The 18,379-nt window shown below is 69.2% G+C and carries 17 protein-coding genes; 10 read left to right on the top strand and 7 right to left on the bottom strand.

All coding sequences use genetic code 11. The features are described 5' to 3' along the window. The first annotated feature begins 2 nt into the window (after nucleotides 1-2). From ACFXN1_RS17715 to ACFXN1_RS17685, 7 genes are read left to right on the top strand one after another with little or no spacing between them, the layout of a single operon-like run. Nucleotides 3-962, top strand: coding sequence for a glutamate ABC transporter substrate-binding protein (locus ACFXN1_RS17715; RefSeq protein WP_379403605.1), 960 nt, complete (start codon nucleotides 3-5; stop codon nucleotides 960-962). A gap of 7 nt (nucleotides 963-969) precedes the next feature. Beyond that, the gene (locus ACFXN1_RS17710; protein WP_379439748.1) at nucleotides 970-2,151 is read left to right on the top strand and encodes a hypothetical protein; all 1,182 of its coding nucleotides are present in this window, start codon (nucleotides 970-972) and stop codon (nucleotides 2,149-2,151) included. After that, nucleotides 2,148-4,571 (top strand): tetratricopeptide repeat protein, encoded by a 2,424-nt coding sequence (locus ACFXN1_RS17705; RefSeq protein ID WP_379439747.1) that lies wholly within the window; start codon nucleotides 2,148-2,150, stop codon nucleotides 4,569-4,571. The genes ACFXN1_RS17710 and ACFXN1_RS17705 overlap by 4 nt, the downstream gene beginning before the upstream one ends. Beyond that, nucleotides 4,568-5,671: a zinc ribbon domain-containing protein gene (locus tag ACFXN1_RS17700; protein ID WP_379439746.1), complete on the top strand. Its 1,104-nt coding sequence runs from the start codon at nucleotides 4,568-4,570 to the stop codon at nucleotides 5,669-5,671. Before ACFXN1_RS17705 ends, ACFXN1_RS17700 begins: the two co-directional genes overlap by 4 nt. Continuing rightward, the gene (locus ACFXN1_RS17695; RefSeq protein WP_379439744.1) at nucleotides 5,668-6,957 is read left to right on the top strand and encodes a VWA domain-containing protein; all 1,290 of its coding nucleotides are present in this window, start codon (nucleotides 5,668-5,670) and stop codon (nucleotides 6,955-6,957) included. The genes ACFXN1_RS17700 and ACFXN1_RS17695 overlap by 4 nt, the downstream gene beginning before the upstream one ends. Next, nucleotides 6,957-7,625 (top strand): FHA domain-containing protein, encoded by a 669-nt coding sequence (locus ACFXN1_RS17690; RefSeq protein ID WP_379439742.1) that lies wholly within the window; start codon nucleotides 6,957-6,959, stop codon nucleotides 7,623-7,625. The genes ACFXN1_RS17695 and ACFXN1_RS17690 overlap by 1 nt, the downstream gene beginning before the upstream one ends. A gap of 60 nt (nucleotides 7,626-7,685) precedes the next feature. Then, on the top strand, nucleotides 7,686-8,684 hold the full coding sequence (locus ACFXN1_RS17685) for a phosphatidylinositol-specific phospholipase C (RefSeq protein ID WP_379439741.1): 999 nt from the start codon (nucleotides 7,686-7,688) through the stop codon (nucleotides 8,682-8,684). Here ACFXN1_RS17685 and ACFXN1_RS17680 read toward each other — a convergent pair. Together ACFXN1_RS17680 and ACFXN1_RS17675 are read right to left on the bottom strand one after the other, a co-directional pair. Beyond that, complete coding sequence (locus ACFXN1_RS17680) at nucleotides 8,681-9,196, bottom strand: hypothetical protein (RefSeq protein ID WP_379439740.1); 516 nt, start codon at nucleotides 9,194-9,196, stop codon at nucleotides 8,681-8,683. The genes ACFXN1_RS17685 and ACFXN1_RS17680 overlap by 4 nt on opposite strands. Nucleotides 9,197-9,330: 134 nt before the next feature. Further along, nucleotides 9,331-10,077: a TetR/AcrR family transcriptional regulator gene (locus ACFXN1_RS17675; RefSeq protein ID WP_379439738.1), complete on the bottom strand. Its 747-nt coding sequence runs from the start codon at nucleotides 10,075-10,077 to the stop codon at nucleotides 9,331-9,333. An 87-nt stretch (nucleotides 10,078-10,164) separates the two neighbouring features. On the opposite strand from ACFXN1_RS17675, the gene ACFXN1_RS17670 reads away from it, so the two are divergent. From ACFXN1_RS17670 to ACFXN1_RS17660, 3 genes are all read left to right on the top strand, one after another. Then, nucleotides 10,165-11,028 carry an NAD(P)H-binding protein gene (locus ACFXN1_RS17670; RefSeq protein WP_379439737.1) on the top strand — a complete coding sequence of 288 codons (864 nt, stop codon included), beginning with the start codon at nucleotides 10,165-10,167 and terminating at the stop codon, nucleotides 11,026-11,028. 120 nt (nucleotides 11,029-11,148) lie between these two features. Next, nucleotides 11,149-12,432 (top strand): GDSL-type esterase/lipase family protein, encoded by a 1,284-nt coding sequence (locus ACFXN1_RS17665; RefSeq protein ID WP_379439735.1) that lies wholly within the window; start codon nucleotides 11,149-11,151, stop codon nucleotides 12,430-12,432. Nucleotides 12,433-12,545: 113 nt separating this feature from the next. Further along, a complete protein-coding gene (locus tag ACFXN1_RS17660; protein ID WP_379404286.1) occupies nucleotides 12,546-13,043 on the top strand; it encodes a hypothetical protein in 498 nt (165 codons plus the stop codon). Here ACFXN1_RS17660 and ACFXN1_RS17655 read toward each other — a convergent pair. The 5 genes from ACFXN1_RS17655 to ACFXN1_RS17635 form a co-directional block, all read right to left on the bottom strand. Further along, entirely contained in the window at nucleotides 13,026-13,262 is a 237-nt protein-coding gene (locus ACFXN1_RS17655; RefSeq protein WP_379439734.1) for a hypothetical protein, read from the bottom strand. The two genes, ACFXN1_RS17660 and ACFXN1_RS17655, sit on opposite strands and share 18 nt — an antisense overlap. 257 nt (nucleotides 13,263-13,519) lie before the next feature. Continuing rightward, nucleotides 13,520-14,386 carry a MinD/ParA family protein gene (locus ACFXN1_RS17650; protein WP_379439732.1) on the bottom strand — a complete coding sequence of 289 codons (867 nt, stop codon included), beginning with the start codon at nucleotides 14,384-14,386 and terminating at the stop codon, nucleotides 13,520-13,522. A 235-nt stretch (nucleotides 14,387-14,621) separates the two neighbouring features. Then, nucleotides 14,622-14,942, bottom strand: coding sequence for a hypothetical protein (locus tag ACFXN1_RS17645; RefSeq protein ID WP_379439731.1), 321 nt, complete (start codon nucleotides 14,940-14,942; stop codon nucleotides 14,622-14,624). A gap of 76 nt (nucleotides 14,943-15,018) precedes the next feature. Next, a complete protein-coding gene (locus ACFXN1_RS17640) occupies nucleotides 15,019-17,394 on the bottom strand; it encodes a beta-glucosidase (protein WP_379439729.1) in 2,376 nt (791 codons plus the stop codon). Next, complete coding sequence (locus tag ACFXN1_RS17635; protein WP_379463629.1) at nucleotides 17,391-18,236, bottom strand: alpha/beta fold hydrolase; 846 nt, start codon at nucleotides 18,234-18,236, stop codon at nucleotides 17,391-17,393. The genes ACFXN1_RS17640 and ACFXN1_RS17635 overlap by 4 nt, the downstream gene beginning before the upstream one ends. Between the last annotated feature and the right edge of the window lie 143 nt (nucleotides 18,237-18,379).

Below are 18,379 nucleotides of genomic sequence, written 5' to 3'. Positions count from 1 at the left end.
GGATGCGGATGCTGATGGTGGCAGCCGTGGCGCTGCTGGCCGCCGCGTGCGGGTCGACGCCGGATGCCGCGCCCTTCCAGCTGCCGTCCGGCAGCCGGCTGCCGGCGGGCGCCACCGTCCTCGCCACCGCGCCCAATCAGCGCGCCGACCAGTCCTGTAACCCGACCGCGAGCCTGCGGCCGCTGAGTCCGCAACCGCAGCCCGGGTCCATGCCCGCCCGGTCGACGATGGCGAACATCGTCGCCGGCGGGAAGATCCGGATCGGGGTGGACCAGAACCAATTCCTGTTCGGTTACCGCAATCCGTCGACCGGCGAGCTCGAGGGCTTCGATATCGATCTCGCCCACGAGATCGCCCGCGACCTGTTCGGTGACCCGGGCCGGGTGGACCTGCATCCCATCGACTCCGCCCACCGCGCGGATGCGCTGGCGAACAACGAGGTCGACCTGGTCGTGCAGAACTTCACGCCGACCTGCGCGCGCCGCCAGCAGGTCCAGTTCTCCGCCGTGTATTTCGAGACCGACCAGCGGGTGCTGGTGACCAAGGGCTCGGGCATTCGCTCGGCGGCCGATCTGGGCGGCAAGAAGGTCTGCGGTATCCCCAACTCGACGACGCTGGACGCGGTGTTCGCACTTCCCCAGCGCCCCATCGTGATCGGGATCGAGAACTGGCTGGACTGCCTGACCGCGCTGCAGCAGGGCGAGGTCGACGCCGCCAGCACCGACCTGCCGCTGCTGTACGGCTTGAAGATCCAGGACCCGAATCTCGAGGTGGTCGGCGACGCCATGGCCACCGATGTGTACGCCATCGGAGTGCAGAAGCAGAACACGGATCTCGTGCAGTTCGTCAATGGCGTGCTGGAGCGGGTGCGCGCCGACGGTACCTGGCAGCGGATCTACAACCAGCGGCTGAGCGTGCTCGGGCCGTCCAACGGTCCCCCGGCGCCCAAGTACAGCGACTGAGCCGGTCATGCACGAGAATCCTGGGCACATTCTCAGCGTCGCCGAGATAGATCGTGAAATCGCCGAGCGGGCACGCGAAATCGAGACCATCGCCGCGACCCTGGTGGAACTGGACAAGCATCCCGGGCTGGTGCTGTTGCGCCGCTTCCCGCCGACCGGTGTCACCGAACAGCGCTGGGCGCCGGCGCGGGCGGCGCTGGAACTCATGTGGGAGGACTTCGGGCGGCTGGGCACCGTGCTGGACCAGGCCCGGACCGCGCGCGGGCGGCGACGCCTGGACGCGCTGGACCGGGAGGAGCTCACGCGCCTGCTGCGCGGACAGCCGGTCGAGGTGTCGCGCAGCACGATTCCGATGTCACAGCGTTCGCTGGGCGGGCCGCGCGAGCAGATCGAACTGATCGGCATCACCGAGATGCTGGACCGCATGCGCGCGGCCTTCCCGACCGTGGTGCGGGTGCTCGACGCGGTGGAGGCGGTGCACACCCGGGTGATGACCGATATCGCGCCGCTGCAGGCGGAGCTGACCCGCACCGGCATGTCGATTCCCGAATTGCAGTCGCTGACAAGCGATATCGATGCCCTCGCCATGCAGGTCGCCACCGATCCCCTGGCCCTGGCACCCGATGCGCTCGACCGTCGCCTGGGCGAGCTGTCCCGGCGCATGCGCGAGGCCGCGACCGTACTGACCGAACTGCGGGCCATCTCGACGGATTGGGACGCGGCGATCGAACGGTCCCGGGCCCGGGTCGAGGCGCTGCGCAAGACCTACGAGCGGGCCGATCGCGCCCGCGCCGAGGTGGAGCACACCATTCTGGCCGCGCCACTCCCCCGGCATCCGGACGACAGTGCCGTGTTCAGCGCGGAACTGACCGCGCTGGAAGCCAATCCGCCCGTGCCCACGGTGCTGTGGGAGCTGCGGCAACGCATCACCGGGGCGCTCGACGCGGCGACCCGCAATGAACAACTCGCGCAGGGGCTGCTCGATCGGCGGATGGAACTGAAGGGGCGGTTCAGTTCCTACCGTGCCAAGGCCGCCCGGCTGGGGGTGGCCGAGGATCAGGATGTGCTCGCCGCCGCCCGCATCGCCGCGGGGCTTCTCTCGCGCCGGCCCTGCGATCTGGCCGCGGTCACCCGCGCCATCACCGACTACCGCCAGCTCATCGACCAGAAATCGGGGAGGCGATCATGAACTGCACCGAGCCCGGCTGCACCGGGACCATCGAGGACGGCTACTGCACCGTCTGCGGCACCGCCCCGAGCGCGGCGCCCGCGGCCACCGGGGGCGGGCCGACCACGTCGACCGGGACCAGCGCTTCCGGCGCGGCGAGCGCTGTCGTCGGCTCCGACCGCTGTGCCGAACCCGGTTGCACCGGAACGATTGTCGACGGCTACTGCGATGTGTGCGGCAGCGCGCCCGCGTCGCCGTCGGCGCCGGCCACCACCGCGCGCGACACCGGGCACGCGGCGGCGATGAGCACGGGATCGACGGTCAGCGGCCGGTCCTCCCGCAGCGGGCGCTCGGTGCGCACCGGGCGGTCGGGAGCCTCCGGGGCCAGCCGCGGCCGGCTCGGTGCGGGCATGGTCAAGGTGCCGTCGGTGCCGCGCCGGAATCCGGCCGAGGCCGTGCTCGTCGATCCGGAGGTGCCGGAGAACCATCGCGAATGCGGTAGGTGCAATCGGCCGGTCGGGCGCAGCCGCAATGGTCAGCCCGGTCGCGCCGAGGGCTTCTGCGCCCACTGCGGGACGCGATTCTCCTTCACCCCCAAGCTGTCCGGCCGGGATGTGGTGGGCGGCCAGTACGAGGTGCTCGGCCCGCTGGCGCACGGCGGCCTGGGCTGGATCTATCTCGCCGTGGACCACAAGGTCGACGACCGGCCGGTAGTCCTCAAGGGCCTGCTCAATACCGGCGACGCGGACGCCATGCGGGCGGCCGTGGCGGAGAAGCGGTTCCTCGCGCAGGTCGATCACCCGAATATCGTGCGGATCTACAACTTCGCCGAGGACACCGGGCCGGACGGCAAGCCGGTCGGGTACATCGTGATGGAGTACGTGGGCGGTAAATCGCTCAAACAGCTGCTGCGCGAACAGCGCACGGCCGATCAGCGGTATCTGCCGCCCGCGCGGGCCATCGCCTACATCCTGGAGATGCTGCCCGCGCTCGAGTACCTCCATGACCGCGGGCTCGCCTACTGCGACTTCAAACCCGACAATGTCATGCAGACCGAGGAGCAGCTCAAGCTCATCGACCTCGGCGCGGTCGTCGGCCTGCACGATCAGAGCGAAACCATCTACGGCACACCGGGTTACCAGGCCAAGGAGATCGCGCAGACCGGGCCGACCGTCGCGTCGGAGGTGTACACGGTGGGCCGCACGCTGGCGGCGCTCATCATGCGGATCCCGCCGGTGAACAACGAACTCGGCCCGCTGCCCGGTCCCGAGCTCGAACCGCTCTTGGCCCGCCACGAATCGCTGTACCGATTCCTGGTGCGCGCCACCGATATCGAGCCGGACGCGCGTTTCACCTCCATGACCGAGATGGGCGATCAGCTCACCGGCATTCTGCGCGAGGTGCTGGCCACCGAGGACGGGCGGCCCCGGCCGGGACTGTCCACCCGGTTCGGCCCGCCGCGCGGGGTGTTCGGCGTCGGTGACCAGCTGCCCGGCGATCCCCGCGCCCTCATTGCGGCGCTGCCGGTTCCGCTGGTCGACCCGAGCGACAGCGGCGCGGCACTGCTGGCCTCCACCAGCGCGGTCACGCCCGAGAACCTGGAGCGCGAGATCACCGCGGGCCTGCAGTCGGTGGTCACCGGCCGCGAGGAGTCGGTGGAGATCCCGCTCCGGCTGATCCGCGCCGCACTGGAATTCGGCGATCCGGACGACGCGCTGCGCCGGCTGGACGCGGTGGGCGAGACGCTGTCCGGCGACTGGCGGCTGACCTGGTTCGCGGGCCTGGCCCGCCTGCTGCAGCGCGATTGGCCCGCCGCCGCAGCCGAATTCGACGCCCTCTACAGCGCCCTGCCGGGCGAGGCCGCCCCGAAGCTGGCCCTGGCCGTCACCGCCGAGCTGATGGCCGCGGACGGACTGGACCCCGAGACCGCGCGCGAGGGGGCCGCCCGCTACTACGACCTGGTCTGGCGCACCGACCGCTCCTTCACCAGCGCCGCCTTCGGCGCGGCCCGGCTGCGGCGCGCGACCGGCGACCGGGCGGGCGCGGTCACGGTGCTCGATCAGGTCGACGCCGCCTCGGCGGTGCACACCGAGGCCGGGGTCACCGCCGTCGAGACGCTGCTGGCCGTCGCCGAGCCCGCCGAGCTGACCGAACAATTGGTTCGCGATGCCGGCAAACGCATCGATGGTCTGACCCTCGACTCGAAACGCCGTGCCGCGCAGGCCCGTCTGCGAGTCCTGGACGCGGCGCTGCGCTGGCTGCGCCTGGGCAGGGTGCCCACCGACCACTCCCCGCTGCTGGGGGTGGCGCTCGATCAACAAGGGGTACGCACCGGTTTGGAACGCTGTTATCGCGACCTGGCGCACGAGACCGAGGACATGTGGGAACGGATCGCCCTGGTGGAGCAGGCCAATGCGGTGCGCCCGAGGACGCTGCTGTGACGGCCCGCTGCCCGCACTGCGGCACCTTCGTCGCCGACACCGACCGGTTCTGCGAGGCCTGCGGCCGCAAACTCGGTATCCGGGTGATCGCGCTGCCGCCCAAGGAATTCCGGCCCGGCTCCGGCTCGACCGTGCCGGTGGCCGAGGCGGCGCGCAGTGCCCGGCTCGCACCCACCGGCACCACGGCCACCGTCGAATCCGGTCCGCCGCCCGACTGCACCGGCTGCGGCGGAAGCGAATTCGACCCGGACGGCTACTGCGCCACCTGTGGTGAGCTCGGGCCCGAGCGGGATCGCTTCGAGTTCGACCTGGGCACCGCGTGCCTGATCACCGATCGCGGCCTGCTGCACGCCCGCAACGAGGACGCGGTCGCGGCGGCGGTGCTGGAGGGCGCGGTGCCGAATCGTCCGGCCGCCGCGGTCGTCACGGTCTGTGACGGGGTGTCGACCTCCGAGGATCCGCAGGCCGCCTCGGGTGCCGCGGCCCGGGCGGGGCTGGATGCCTGCCTGGCCGCCCTCGCTGCGGACCGGCCCGCCGAGGACTGCGTCATGGCAGGGCTCACCGCCGCCGCCGACGCGGTCAAGGCGGTCGGCTCGCCGAACGGCAAAGCACCGTCGTGTACCTATGTCTCGGCGATCGTGCAGTTCGACGCCGAGGGCGGCGCGGACATCACCGTCGCGAATGTCGGTGACAGCCGCGCCTATTGGCTGCGCGGCGACGACTCCGACCGGCTCACCGTCGACGATTCTCTCGCCCAGGCCATGGTCGACAACGGCGTGCTGGACGCGGCCACCGCCATGGACGGCCCGCACGCGCACGTGCTCACCCGCTGGCTGGGGGCCGACAGCGAACACCAGTGGTCGCCCACCTGCGTGCGTACCCTGCACACCGACGCGCCCGGGGTGCTGCTGGTGTGCACCGACGGGTTGTGGAACTACCTCCCGGAGGCAGCGGCCCTGTCCCGCTTCACCGGCTCGCTGGCGCCGTTGCCCGCCGCGCGCGCCCTGGTGGAGCACGCGCTCGGTGCGGGCGGCAAGGACAACATCACCGTCGCCCTCGTACCCGTCCCGTCCCTCGCACCATCAGGAGACACACCGTGACTTCCGCTGAGAACCAAGGCATTTCGGTAGCCATCGACCAGAACGCATTCCTCGCCGAGGGGGTGCGCACGGTCGACGCCATCGTGACCGTCGAGGCCACCGGCGATCTGGTGGTGTCGGTGGCGCCGCCGCCGCGGGTCGAGATCCTGATCATCGACACCTCCGGGTCCATGGGCGCGGCCGACAAGTTCGCGGGCGCCCGGCGGGCCACGCTGGCGGCGCTGGACGTCATGCCCGACGGCACCCGGTTCGCGATCGTGGAGGGTACCGACAAGGCGCAAGTGGTGTTTCCGCATCGCGGGCCCTCGGCGGTGGCCAGCCCGCAGGAGCGCGCCAACGCACGGCGAGCATTGGACAAGCTGGTTCCGCACGGCGGCACCGCGATCGGCACCTGGCTGGGACTGTCACGCCTGATCGCCCAGCAGCACCCGGGGGCCATGGTGCACGCGATCCTGCTCACCGACGGCAAGAACGAGCACGAGACGCCCGAGCGGCTGGCGGAGGAGATCCGCCAGTCCATCGGTGTCTTCACCTGCGACTGCCGTGGCGTCGGGGTGGACTGGGAGCCGAACGAGGTGCGCCCCATCGCCTCCGCGCTGCACGGGACGATCGACACCGTGGCGACCGCGGACCTGCTGGCCCAGGACTTCGCGGCCACGATGGAATCGTCGATGGAGAAGGCGATTCCGGACCTGACCATGCGGGTGTGGACACCGGTGGGCGCGAAGATCGTGTTCCTCAAGCAGGTCGCGCCGTTCATCGAGGATCTCACCGCGCGACGCACCGAGGTGGGGCCGCAGGTGGGCGAATATCCGCTGGGCTCCTGGGGCGCCGAGGATCGCGACTATCACATCCAGCTGGAGCTGGAGCCGGCGGCGCCGGATCGGGAGAAGCTGGCCGCGCGGGTGAGCGTGCTGGCCGAGGGCGACGTGCTCGGGCAGGGTCTGGTCAAGGCGGCCTGGACGACCGATACCGACAAGTCGGCGATCATCAGCCGCCGGGTCGCGCACTACACCGGACAGGCCGAGCTGGCCCAGACCGTTCAGGAGGGCCTGACCGCGCGCAAGCAGGGCGACTTCGCCACGGCCACGGCCAAACTCCAGCGCGCGTACCACCTGGCCAGCGAGTCGGGCAATGAGAACACCGCCAAGCTGCTGCTCAGTGTCGTCGACGTGGTGGACGAGCGGACCGGAACCATCCGCCTGCGCAACAAGATCGATCCCGCCGACGAGATGGCCCTCGACGTCCGCTCCACCAAGACCGCCCGAGTCCGCAAGGAGCCGTGATGGCGCTCTGCATCGAGGGGCACGAAACCACCGCCACCGACTACTGCGATTTCTGTGGTGCGCCGATGGGCGGTCAATTCGGTGGTGCCGCACCGCAACTCGCGGTGTGCCCGTCCTGCGGGGCGCCCTCGGAGGGGCGGTTCTGCGAGAACTGCGGACACGACTCGGCGCTGCCGCCGCCTCCGCTCGCACCAGCGGTGAGCGCGGAGCCGGCGACGACCGGCGGCGAGTCCGGGGCGGTCGAGAACGGAGCCGCAGCGCCGGTCTGGGTCGCCACCATTTCCGCCGACCGGGCGCACTACGCGCGCATGCAGGCGCAGAAGGGTCCCGATCTGGAGCGGGTCGACTTCCCCGGCTACTACCCCGACCGCCGAATCCCCTTGCAGGGGCCCAATATCCTGATCGGCAAGCGCAGCGTCTCGCAGGGCGTGCAACCCGATATCGACCTCTCGGTCGCGCCCGCCGATATCGCGGTCTCGCGCTCGCACGCCATCCTGCACATCGACGGCGGGACGCTCACGGTCACCGACCTGGGTTCCACCAACGGCACCTGTCTCAACGACAGCCCGCACCCCATCCCGCCGAAGACGCCTGTGCCACTGCAGGAGGGTGACCGCATCCACGTGGGCGGCTGGACCACAATCACCCTGACCACCGAACCGGGCTGATCACCCAATTCGGGTAAAACGGCGATGTTGGTCCAATGTCCAGGTTAGGCTCCCCGCTCTATGAGCTTGACCCGCCGAGACTTCGCCCGCACCACCCTGGCCGCCGCCGCAGGCGCGCTCGCCACCGGCCTGAGCAGCCCTGCGGCGCAGGCGATCCCGCACGCGCGAACCGTCGGCGCACCACCGCAGGCATGGATGTCCGCGCTCCCCGACGCCACCTCGCTGCTGCGCCTCACCATCCCCGGCACCCACGACTCCTGCTGCACCAGCGCCGCCAACGGCACCGAGTGGGCGCACACCCAGAACTGGTCGCTCCCGGACCAATTCGCGCACGGCATCCGTTTCCTGGACATCCGCTGCAACGGCCTGCAGGACCACACCGCGGACTCCTTCGGCGTGTACCACAGCGCCTTCTACCAGGGCATCACCTTCGATACGGTGCTCGACCAGTGCCGGGCCTTCCTGGCCGGCAATCCCGGCGAAGTCCTCGTCATGCGGGTCAAGAAGGAGGACGGCACCAATAACGACGTGGGCGCCGATTTCGCGCGAATCTTCAACGGCTACCTGGACACCAAGGGCTACCGCTCACTGTTCTGGCTGGAGAATCGCTTCCCCGCGCTGGGTGAGGCCCGCGGCCGCATCGTCCTCATCGCCCAGTTCGCCAATTCCCTGGGCTGCCTGCAATGGCCCGGCGGCGACAACGGCGTCTTCAGCACCGACCGGATCTATCTACAGGACCACTACAAGGACCACGGCCTGGCCGGCCTCGACTCCGGCTCCTCGAACTTCGGCTCCTCCGGCGGCGACAAATTCGACTACGTCAAAGCCTGTCTCGACAAGGCCGCCGCCGACCCCGCCAACACCCTCGAGTACATCAACTTCACCAGCTTCGCCGACAATGCCTGGCCCAAGGACAACGCGGCAGCGATCATGCCCAAACTCGCCGACTACCTCACCACCCACACCACCCAGTCCGCCCACTACGGAATCGTCCCCATGGACTTCCCCGACCAATACACCCGGGTGCTCGACCTCCTGCTCGCCAAGAACATCGGTTAAGGCTCGACCTTGGCGAGAATCGTGTCGCCGTCGTAGAGTTCGCCACCGAATTTCCAGCCCTGCGCCGCGAACACCGAGACCAGCTCGTCCCATCGGTCCGGCTCGATCTTTCCGGCCAGCCGGACCAGCCGGTAGCCGGTCATCGACCGCAGCGTCACCCAATCGGTGCTCACCACGAACTCATAGTCCTCGGCCGGCTGAACCGACCAGCCGGACCGGCGGAATGCGGCGGCCACTTCCCCGGGGTCCGGGCCGATTCCATCCCCGTATTGCTCGCCGGGCTCGGCGTGGATAGCGAAGTACGCGTTCGGGACTCGGTCCAGGATGTCGGTGAGCCAGCCGGGCATGTGCTCGGGATCCCGTGGGAACCACTCCATCTCCCGGGCGTAATGCTCCGGAATCGCGCCGAGCGAGGCGGGTTCCCCGTCATAGTCGAATTCCGCGCGGAAGGCGCCCTCGGCGTCGATCTCGCAGCTGATCGTGAACCACGTCCCGGTCCTGGGCTGCTCCACGGGTGCCCGGCCGTCTCCACCGCTGCCATCGCCACCCTGGTCCCCCTCACGAAACCGCTGAGGCGCAACCCCTTTCGGGGTCGACGAGTGGATGGCAGCGCCTGGTCGAGCCCCGACCACGCTGCGTGGCGCGGTCAGTGGTCGGTTGCGAGACGGTCCAACCACTCTCGGAGTAGGTGTTGCTCGGCGGTGGTGAGCGTTGTCTCTTCGGGGAGGACGGCGCGCAGAGCGCGAGCAGCGCCCGCCGGGCCGGCGTCTCGAACGGCAGGCTGTTCGGTGGTGACCGCGGAGACCATGGCCTCTCGGAGAGCGGTGAGCAGGGCCGGATTGCGGTCGGCTTCCGGGAGCGACAGCCAGGTCAGGACCGCACCCCGGCCGGTGGCGTGAATAATCCCGGCCGCTAGCTGCTCGTCGACACGTAGCCAGCCGCCCGCGGCGAGCCGACGGACGCGCCCGCGCAGGATCTCCAGTCCGACCTGGAACGCGGCCGACTCGGCGCCGGCGGGTTCGCTGTACATGAGGGTATAGAGCGCGGGGTTGGACAGGCCGAACTCGACCGCGAGGTCCCACCCCGTCCGGAGGTCTTCGATGAGATCGGCCGGGTCGGGGTCGATGCGTTTGCCAGCCACGAATTTCGCGAAACCGTACTCCGCGACGGCGTCCAGCAGCCCGTCCTTGTCACCGAACAGCCGGTAGATCGCCGGTGGCTGCAACCCGGCCGCGTCGGCGACCGCGCGAGTGGTCACCGCGTCCCGGCCCCCACGCTCGAGCAGATCGGCCGCGGCTTCGATGACACGCTGCCGATGCTGATCGCGAGCCGACGCCGTGCCGTCGGATTCGACGTTGGTCGTGGCGCTCGTACGTGACGTGGGCGATGTCATGAATCAACGATAACGCTTGACTGTTTCCAGCGGAAGTATCACTGTTATCGCCATAGCGTTTCCATTGGAATCGACAGGGAGAACAGCATGATCATCGTGACCGGAGCCACCGGGCTACTGGGCCGCCGGATTGTCGAGAGCCTGCTGATGCGGGCGCCCGCGGATCAGGTGGGTGTGAGTGTCCGCGACCCGCGAAAGGCGCAGGACCTCGCCGACCGCGGAGTACGGGTGCGACAGGGCAACTTCACCGACCCCGACAGCCTGTCCCACGCTTTCGAGGGCGCCGACCAGGTGCTCGTCGTCTCGGTCGACAAGCTCGGCGCGGAGGCCATCCGACAACACCGCGCAGCCATCGACGCCGCCGCGGCGGCAGGCGCGCGCCGCATCCTCTACACCAGCCATATGGGCGCCAGCCCAGCCTCCCGCTTCGAGGCCTGCCGCGACCACGCCGCCGACGAGGAGGCGCTGCTCGTCCGCGGCGTGCCATTCACGTCGCTGCGCAACGGTTTCTACGCGGCCAGTGCCTTGCGGTTCTTCGGCCAGGCCGCCGAGACCGGACAGCTAGCGCTGCCCGCGGATGGAGCGGTGAGCTGGACCGCGCACGCCGACCTTGCCGACGCCGCCGCGGCGATCCTCGCCGAGGAAGGTCGATTCGACGGTCCCACACCGCCATTGACCGCCGCACAGGCCGTGGACTTCGACGAGGTCGCCGCCCTCGCCTCCGAGCTCACGGGCCGAACCATCAAGCGCGTCACCGTTTCCGACGAGGAATTCCGGCAGCAGATGGTGAGCTACGGCGTCCCGCTATGGCAGGCGGACATGATGGTGGATATCTTCGCCGCCGCCCGAGCCGGTGAATTCGCCACGGTCGACCCGACATTGGCGGAGTTGATCGGCCGCGAGCCGATCGGCTTCGATACGGTGCTGCGCGAGGCATTGTCGGTGAGCTGATCTTCTTGCCGAAAACTCTGTAAGGAATTACAGGGATTGCTAGGGTCGGCCAGCATGACACCGCGATGCCGCCCGACCTCTCCGTCTGGTCTCGCAAACGCCGGCAGGAGGGGTGGCGCGGTGGCGGTGGCGATGCTGGCGGCCATGGCCTGGCACGGGATCGTTCCGGCTGCGGCCGAGCCATCCGCAGGCGAGGCGGGCGATGGCGGGCACTGGGTGAGCAGTTGGGTGGCCGCGTCGTCGGATTCGTTCGGCGTCGTGGATCCGTCCGAGGCGCCGCAGCTGCACCTGTCCGACCAGACCTACCGGCTGATCGTGACGCCGCATCGGGGCGGCGCGACGGTGCGGATCCACCTCACCAACCGCACCCGCCGCACGCCGGTCGAGTTCGCTCATGTCACCATCGCCAAGCAGTCCGAAGGCGCTGCGGTACAGCCGGAATCCATGCGCGAGGTGACCTTCGACGGCAGCCCGAGCGTGACGGCCGCGGCGTGGGGTGAGGTCGTGAGCGATCCGGTCGATCTGTCCTTCGGCGCTTTCGAGCCCCTGGCCGTGAGCGTCTACGTCGCCGGCCCGGATGTCCTGCCCACCGAGCATTTCGACGCGAACGCCACCAGTTTCTACAGTCTCCCGTTCGCCGGAGACACGGCCGGCGACCCCGCCGGGGCGAGTCTGCCGCTGCACACCACCTCGATGCCGTTCCTGTCCGGTCTCGATGTCCGAGCGCCCGGAACGGTTAGCACCATTGTCGCCCTGGGTGATTCGATCACCGACGGCTACGTCGCCTCGAACTTCCTGGGCCTCCCGCAGGACCCCGGGGTGGTCGACCGTGCCCAGCGCTACCCCGACTTCCTGCAGCGGCGGCTCGATCAGGCCGGTCTGCGCTACAGCGTCGTCAATGCCGGCATCTCCGGAAACAGGGTCACCAGAGACGGATTCATCCCCCAGTTCGGTCCCGCCGCCACCGCCCGGCTCCAGCGCGATGTGCTCGACCAGCCCGGCGTCACCGACGTCATCATCCTCGAGGGCATCAACGACCTGGGCATCCCGATCGGCGCCGACTACAACCAGCTGGTCAGCGGCTACACCGAGCTCATCGACCGACTCCACGCCGCCGGTCTGCGAGTCCACCTCGGCACCATCCTGCCCGCCGCCAACGCCCTCAACGACGGCATCCTCACCTTCCCCACCGCCGACCCCGTTCGCCGGCAACTGAATTCCTGGATCCGCGGGCAGCAGCTCGCCGACAGCGTCATCGACTTCGATGCCGCCCTCCGCGAACCGGCCGACCCCTCCGTCCTGGCCCCGCGCTATGCGGGCCCCGACAACCTCCACCCGAACGCGGCCGGATACCAGGCCATGGCCGATGCCATCGACCTCACCACCTTCCGCGGCCAGGGCTGATAATTCGCCGCATTGCATCGAGAGACAATCGCATTCGGAAATGCCACGCCATGGATTCATGCTCGCCAGTTCGATTGCCGCACAAATGGTCTCGGTTAGATTACGATGATCTTGTGAGTTATCCAATTCCGTCGGCGAAGTTGTTGCTGGAGAGCCGCCTGCGGATGGTGCTCGACGGCAGCCCCTACACCGTGCGCTCGGTCCACGACGGCCTGCGGGTCGAACGGCCCTACGACAAGCACCGCACCCGGACCCCTTACAGCTATTCCCTGCGGCTCAATGAAAAGCACAGCCGAGCACAGTTCTTCCGGTATTACTGGCCCAACAGCGAGGGCGAGGCCCCGCACCACTGGAACCGCGATCCCGACCGGATCGGCGAGTCCATCAAATCGGAACTGGCCACGATGGGATGGCAACTCGGCCGCAGCCCCGCGGAATGGCTCTCCGCCATCCTCGGCACGGTCATCTGGCTGGCGGTCCCGGGCACCATTGCCGCATTCTCCGGCCAGACCTGGTTCCTCGCGGTGTTCGGTTCGGTCCTCCTCGCGGTCGGCATCGTCATCGTCGTCGGGGCAGTCGTTCTGCTGCGCCGATCACGTACCCGAGTGTGATCCCGGGGCCGGGCTGCGCCTGACCGTCCAGAACATCCAGGATCCGGCCCCCAGCGTGAGTGCGGTGAAGGTCGCCATTCCGATCAGCGCCGCGATTGCCCCCGGCCCGGTGGCCCCACCCCCGCTCGCCTCGATCAGGAAACCTGCGGCTACCGGCCCGATGAGCACCAGGCCGAGGGCCGTCAGCAGGAATGCGACGTATGTCGCTCCCGCCGGCAATCGTGTTCTCGCTGCCGAACGCGCATGTCCCCCACCATCAACCTGCCGCTGTAACCGCCGAGCATTCGTCATATGCCCTCGAATCCATGTCTCGTGAGATGCATTCGAACAGGGAATTACGCCAACATCGTGAACTTCTCAGCGGCTGCACCGCAATCGAACGGTCATCGCCACCTCGAATGCGTTCATGGCGTAATCCTGCCAGCAAGAGCCGCGCCGACGGATCAAGCCGCACAGGCATTTCGAAATGTCGGGTACTAGCGGAGCAGGTTCACGAGTTGGCGGTAGGCGGCGCGGGTGGGTGGCGCCAGGCGGCGCCAGCTGATGGGGCCGCCGGAACCCAGGTGGGCGTCATAGGGGATTTCGGCGACCGCCCGGACCACGTCGCCGAGATATTTGCGGACGTGTTCGGTGACCAGCGGCCCGTCCTTCGGGTGCTGACGCGTGACGACGATGACCGCTTCGGCCAGGTGGTATTGGCTGTAGTTGTCGTCGAGCCAGATCAGCGCGGGTTTGAGCCGATTCACGGCGTCGGGGCGGGCGGCGAGGGTGATCACCAGCGAGATCCGGGAGTCCGACAGCAGCGGGGCGACCATGCGGTTGGTGACGGGCGCGCCGCCGTCGTAGACGGGCAGGCAGCCGGCTTCGACCAGGTCGCGATGCACCGACGAGTAGGTCTCGCGGCGGGGCAGCGCCTCGGGGCCGCGGGGCAATACGCCTACGCCGGAGCTGTTTTCGCCGCAGCTGTCGATCACGGTGGACGGCAGGCTGCGGTGGGTCATGCTCAGCCAGGACTGGACGGTCCCCGCGGCATCGATGGTGTCGCACCCGCGGGCGGCCAGGTCGCCGCCGGTGGTGGTGGCATCGACGACGATCGGCGAGTGTTCGCCGTAGTCGTAGGCGGCCGCGCCCGCGATGCCCAGCGCGGTGGTGGTCGCGCCGGAGCCGCCGGAGCTGCCCAGAACGAGAACGGGTGGCAGGTCGGCCCACAGCAGGTAGCCGTTGCGCGGCTGCATGCGCACCATGTCGGTGGGCGCCCCGGGCGGGGCCGGGCGCAACAGCAGGGAAAGGTCGGTGGGAGTGGAAGAAAGAGCGGCGGGATGTTCCGGGAAATTTTCGGACACTCTAGATTCCTTTGGTGCGAGCGGCAGACGATGCTGCGGAATCTTCTGGTCACCACGTCGCGGAGGACGGCTACGCCGGCGTCATCCATCGCGTGCACGATCGGTGGCGCAGCCGGCCCCTGTCATTTCGCCGTCAACACCCCCACCGCGTCGACGAGCGGCCCCTGCGCCTCGACAACTTCGCTGAAGCCTCGAGTTCTGTCCCCCGGATACCCCCTACCCGCCTAGCTGTCGATCAAGAGTGCAAAAGGGTTGCCGTGCAGCCCCTTTCAGTGTGGCCAGATATTACCTGATCTTGGCATGCAAGCAGGAATATCCATAGCCCCACCGAAACTCCGGCACTGAATGTCAGCGCACCGCCCGAATCGGCACAACCGCGGCCGCCCCCCAGCACCGAAAGCAGGCCACCGACCAGGAATAGGGGCGGGTACCCGCCGAAGCTCACCACCGCCGACGCCACCACGAGACCGAGGTTGGCGACCTTCGACGCGGCATCGATGTGCTCGATCTGCAGCGGCAGCAGGACACTGCCGACACCGATGTACAGCGCGTACATCGCGGCGTTCCCGGCGAACAGCAGCGGCAGCAGGCCGCGGGTGGGCGTCGTCCGGGTGGAGGGGACGGTGAGGCGATCAGCCGATGTCGGCGGTGAGGGGGAGGGCGGTCACCGAGGTGCCGACGTGCAGGGTGAAGGTCCCGGGTTCGATGGCCCAGCCCTGATCGGTCCAGTGCTCGAAGGAGCGCTTGGGCACGTCGATGGTGGCGGTGACGGATTCACCCGGGTTCGCCTCCACCACCGCGAATCCGGCCAGCCACCGCACCGGACGGTCGATGTCGCTGTGCTCGCGCGACAGATACGCCTGCACGACCTGACGGCCCCGGCGGTCACCGGTATTGCGGACGGTGACGGTCGCCGTCCGGCCGGACACCGCCAGTTCGTCGAGCTCCCAGGTGGTGTAGCCGAGACCGTGGCCGAACGGATAGGCCGGGGCCACACCCGATTTCAGCCAGGCGCGGTAGCCGATGTGAATGCCCTCGCCGTAGGGCAGCGCATTGTCGGGTGCGGGCTTGGTGTCGAGCACGGGCACGTCGGCCATCGTGTCGGGCCAGGTGGTGGGCAGACGGCCGCCGGGTTCGGCGGCGCCGGTGAGCACGTCGGCGAGCGCCGCGCCGAATTCCTGCCCGGGGAACCAGGCCAGCAGCACGGCCGCGACGTCGTCGCGCCACGGCATCTCCACCGGCGAACCGGAGTTCACCACCACGATGGTGCGCGGGTTCACCGCGGCGACCGCGGCGACCAGATCGTCCTGCCCGCCGGGCAGCCGCAGCGTGGTGCGGTCGAAGCCTTCGGATTCGATCCGCTCGGTCGTGCCGACGACCACCACCGCCACCTCGGAGGTCCGCGCCAATTCGACTGCGGCAGCGAACTCTTCGTCGTCCGATCGGCGCGGACGGCCGACCGCGCAGGTGATGCCCAGGGCAGGGAAGCCGTTGTCCGGCATCATGCGCACCAGCACGTCGACCTCCTGCCCCTCGGCGAGGGTGCGGGTCACGAACCGCTGCGGCGGATTCAGCAGCATCTCGACCGGATCGGCGCCCGCGGGCACCACGGTCTCCGCGAGCACCTGCTCGCCGTCCAGTGTCAGGGTCAGGGTGCCCACACCGGCGAACCCGATGCGCCACTCCCCCGCCACGTCCGCCCGCAGTCGTCCGTGCAGCTCGATGGCCTTGGCCTGCAGGGCATTCGGGTTGCCGAAGAGCATGAGGCTGCCCGCCCGCCGATGCTCGGTATCCAGCACGGCGTCGCCGTCGAGGTACCGCAGCGACAACCCCGGCTCACCGGTCTCGGGGTCGGTGACCAGGTCCAGCGGAACCGGAATCATGTTCTCGCTCAGGTGCACACCCGGTGTGTGGACCACCGGCAGCACCTCCGACAGCCCCTGCAGCGGGGAGGTGGTGTGCGCCGGAATCACGGTCGCACTGCCGCCGCCCATGAAACGCGGTTCGGCGGCGGCGGATCCGAGCAGCGCCACCTGCGCGGGCTTACCGAGCGGCAGGGTGCCGTCGTTGGCGGCGAGCACCATGGCCTTGGCCGCGGCCTCGCGCACCAGGCGCTGCGATGCCTCGTCGCTGAAGGTCGGAACGAGCTTGGGCGTTCCGTTCAACGCGCCGACCCGGACGGCGAATCGCAGAATGCGCCGCACCTTCTCGTCGATCGCGGACTCGGGCACCTCGCCATTGCGGACGGCCGCTTCCAGCGGCGCGCCCCACAGCTCCCACGGACCGGGCATGGCCAGGTCGTTGCCCTTGGCCGCGCCGAGGGTGGAGCGCACCGCGGTCCAGTCCGACACCACCACGCCGTCGAAGCCCCACTCCCCCTTCAACGGTTCGTCGAGCAGGTCGTTCTCGGTCATGGTGACGCCGTTGACCGAGTTGTAGGCGGCCATGATCATCCACGCGCCCGCCTCGACGGACCGCTCGAACGGGTACAGGTACAGCTCCCGCAGGGTCCGCTCGTCCGCGACCACATTCGCGGTGAACCGCTCGGTCTCGGAGTCATTGGCGACGTAGTGTTTCGGGCACGCGCTCACCCCGTGCGCCTGCACCGCCCGCACGTAGGCGTCGGCGATCTCGGCGGTCAGCATCGGGTCCTCGGAGAAGCATTCGAAATGCCTTCCGCCCAGCGGGGATCGGTGCAGGTTGATGGTCGGCCCCAGCACCGCGTACACATCCTTGCGGCGGGCCTCGGCGGCGATGAGCGCGCCGATCTCGGTGAGCAGGTCGCGATCCCAGGTGGCGGCCAGGGCGGTGCCCGAGGGCAGGCTGACCGAGGGGTCGCGCTCGTCCCACTGCTCGCCGCGCACGCCGGACGGGCCGTCGGAGACCGGCATCTCGGCCAGCCCGATGCCCGGTTCGCCCGCGAAGCGGAAGAAGCCCGCGCCCGAGATCAGGCGAATCTTGGCGGGAAGATCCAGCTTCCCGAGGAGGTCGTCGATGACGTCGGTCATTCCTGCTCCTTCCAGAAGGTCACCAGGTCCGCGCTGACCTGCGCGGGCACATCCTCGTTCGGCACATGGCCGGAGCCGTGATAGACGGCGGTCTTCGCGTTCAGCTGCTTCGCGAACCGCTCGTGCGCCTCGGGCGCCCACAGGTCATTGGTGTCGCCGTAGGCGACCAGCAGCGGCACACCCGAATCCCGCAGCATCGCCGGATCTTTCACCGGCGGCTCGGCCATGCAGGTCAGGATGCCGATGATGTTGGCCTTCTTGGTGCGCAGGATCCGCTCCCGCAGGAACTCCCGGCGCTGCGGCGCGGGCTGCTGGTCGGCCTGGGCCATGACCGCGTTCATCTGCTCCCAGATGACCTCCTGCCCACCGGCTTCCACCGCCTGCGCGACCAGCAGCGGCGGCGGGAAATCGATGTCGGCGACCGAGGACGGCCCCGACGCCAGCAGGGTGAAGCTGCGGCACCGCTGCGGACGCTCGATCACCGCGACGCGGGCGACGTAACCGCCGAAGGAATGCCCGACCAGGTGGATGGGCTCGGCCGGCGAGATCTGGTCGACCACGCCCTGCAGGTCGCCGACGAAATCGGCCAGGGTGTACCCCGAAACCTCGTCGGGCCCTTCGGACTCCCACTGACCGCGCTGGTCGTAGGCGACCGCCCGGTACCCGGCCGCCGCGAGCAGCGGCAGCATCTCCTCGAAGTCCTCCTTGGAGCCGGTGAAGCCCGGCACCAGCAGCGCGGTGCCGCGACGCTCGATCCCGGCGGGCGGCTCGACCTCCCATGCGGCCAGCTTCCCGGCCGCTCCGCGCAGCGTGATCGGCGTGATGATCGGGGCCTGACTCATCGGCAATCCCTTCCCTCGTACTGCCCTGTACGGCTGGCACGAGTGTGCCAGTGGAAATCCAGTTTACCGAGTGGCCACTAGGTACTGTTATCACTTCGTGACCATGGTCCGGTTTTGCCTGATCAACCAGGTTGACTAGTGTC

The organism is Nocardia sp. NPDC059154, from assembly GCF_042755705.1.
Classification (GTDB): domain Bacteria; phylum Actinomycetota; class Actinomycetes; order Mycobacteriales; family Mycobacteriaceae; genus Nocardia.
Note: the sequence above shows the minus strand (reverse complement) of the source record. Positions and strands in the feature narration are given on the sequence as shown.

Bases quoted from the DNA above. Each gene is read 5' to 3' on its own strand.
- ACFXN1_RS17710 (WP_379439748.1), top strand. From the start codon at position 970: ATGCACGAGAATCCTGGGCACATTCTCAGCGTCGCCGAGATAGATCGT.
- ACFXN1_RS17645 (WP_379439731.1), bottom strand. From the start codon at position 14,942: ATGTACGCGCTGTACATCGGTGTCGGCAGTGTCCTGCTGCCGCTGCAG.
- ACFXN1_RS17675 (WP_379439738.1), bottom strand. From the start codon at position 10,077: ATGACATCGCCCACGTCACGTACGAGCGCCACGACCAACGTCGAATCC.
- ACFXN1_RS17715 (WP_379403605.1), top strand. From the start codon at position 3: ATGCGGATGCTGATGGTGGCAGCCGTGGCGCTGCTGGCCGCCGCGTGC.
- ACFXN1_RS17635 (WP_379463629.1), bottom strand. From the start codon at position 18,236: ATGAGTCAGGCCCCGATCATCACGCCGATCACGCTGCGCGGAGCGGCC.
- ACFXN1_RS17670 (WP_379439737.1), top strand. From the start codon at position 10,165: ATGATCATCGTGACCGGAGCCACCGGGCTACTGGGCCGCCGGATTGTC.
- ACFXN1_RS17705 (WP_379439747.1), top strand. From the start codon at position 2,148: ATGAACTGCACCGAGCCCGGCTGCACCGGGACCATCGAGGACGGCTAC.
- ACFXN1_RS17640 (WP_379439729.1), bottom strand. From the start codon at position 17,394: ATGACCGACGTCATCGACGACCTCCTCGGGAAGCTGGATCTTCCCGCC.
- ACFXN1_RS17690 (WP_379439742.1), top strand. From the start codon at position 6,957: ATGGCGCTCTGCATCGAGGGGCACGAAACCACCGCCACCGACTACTGC.
- ACFXN1_RS17685 (WP_379439741.1), top strand. From the start codon at position 7,686: ATGAGCTTGACCCGCCGAGACTTCGCCCGCACCACCCTGGCCGCCGCC.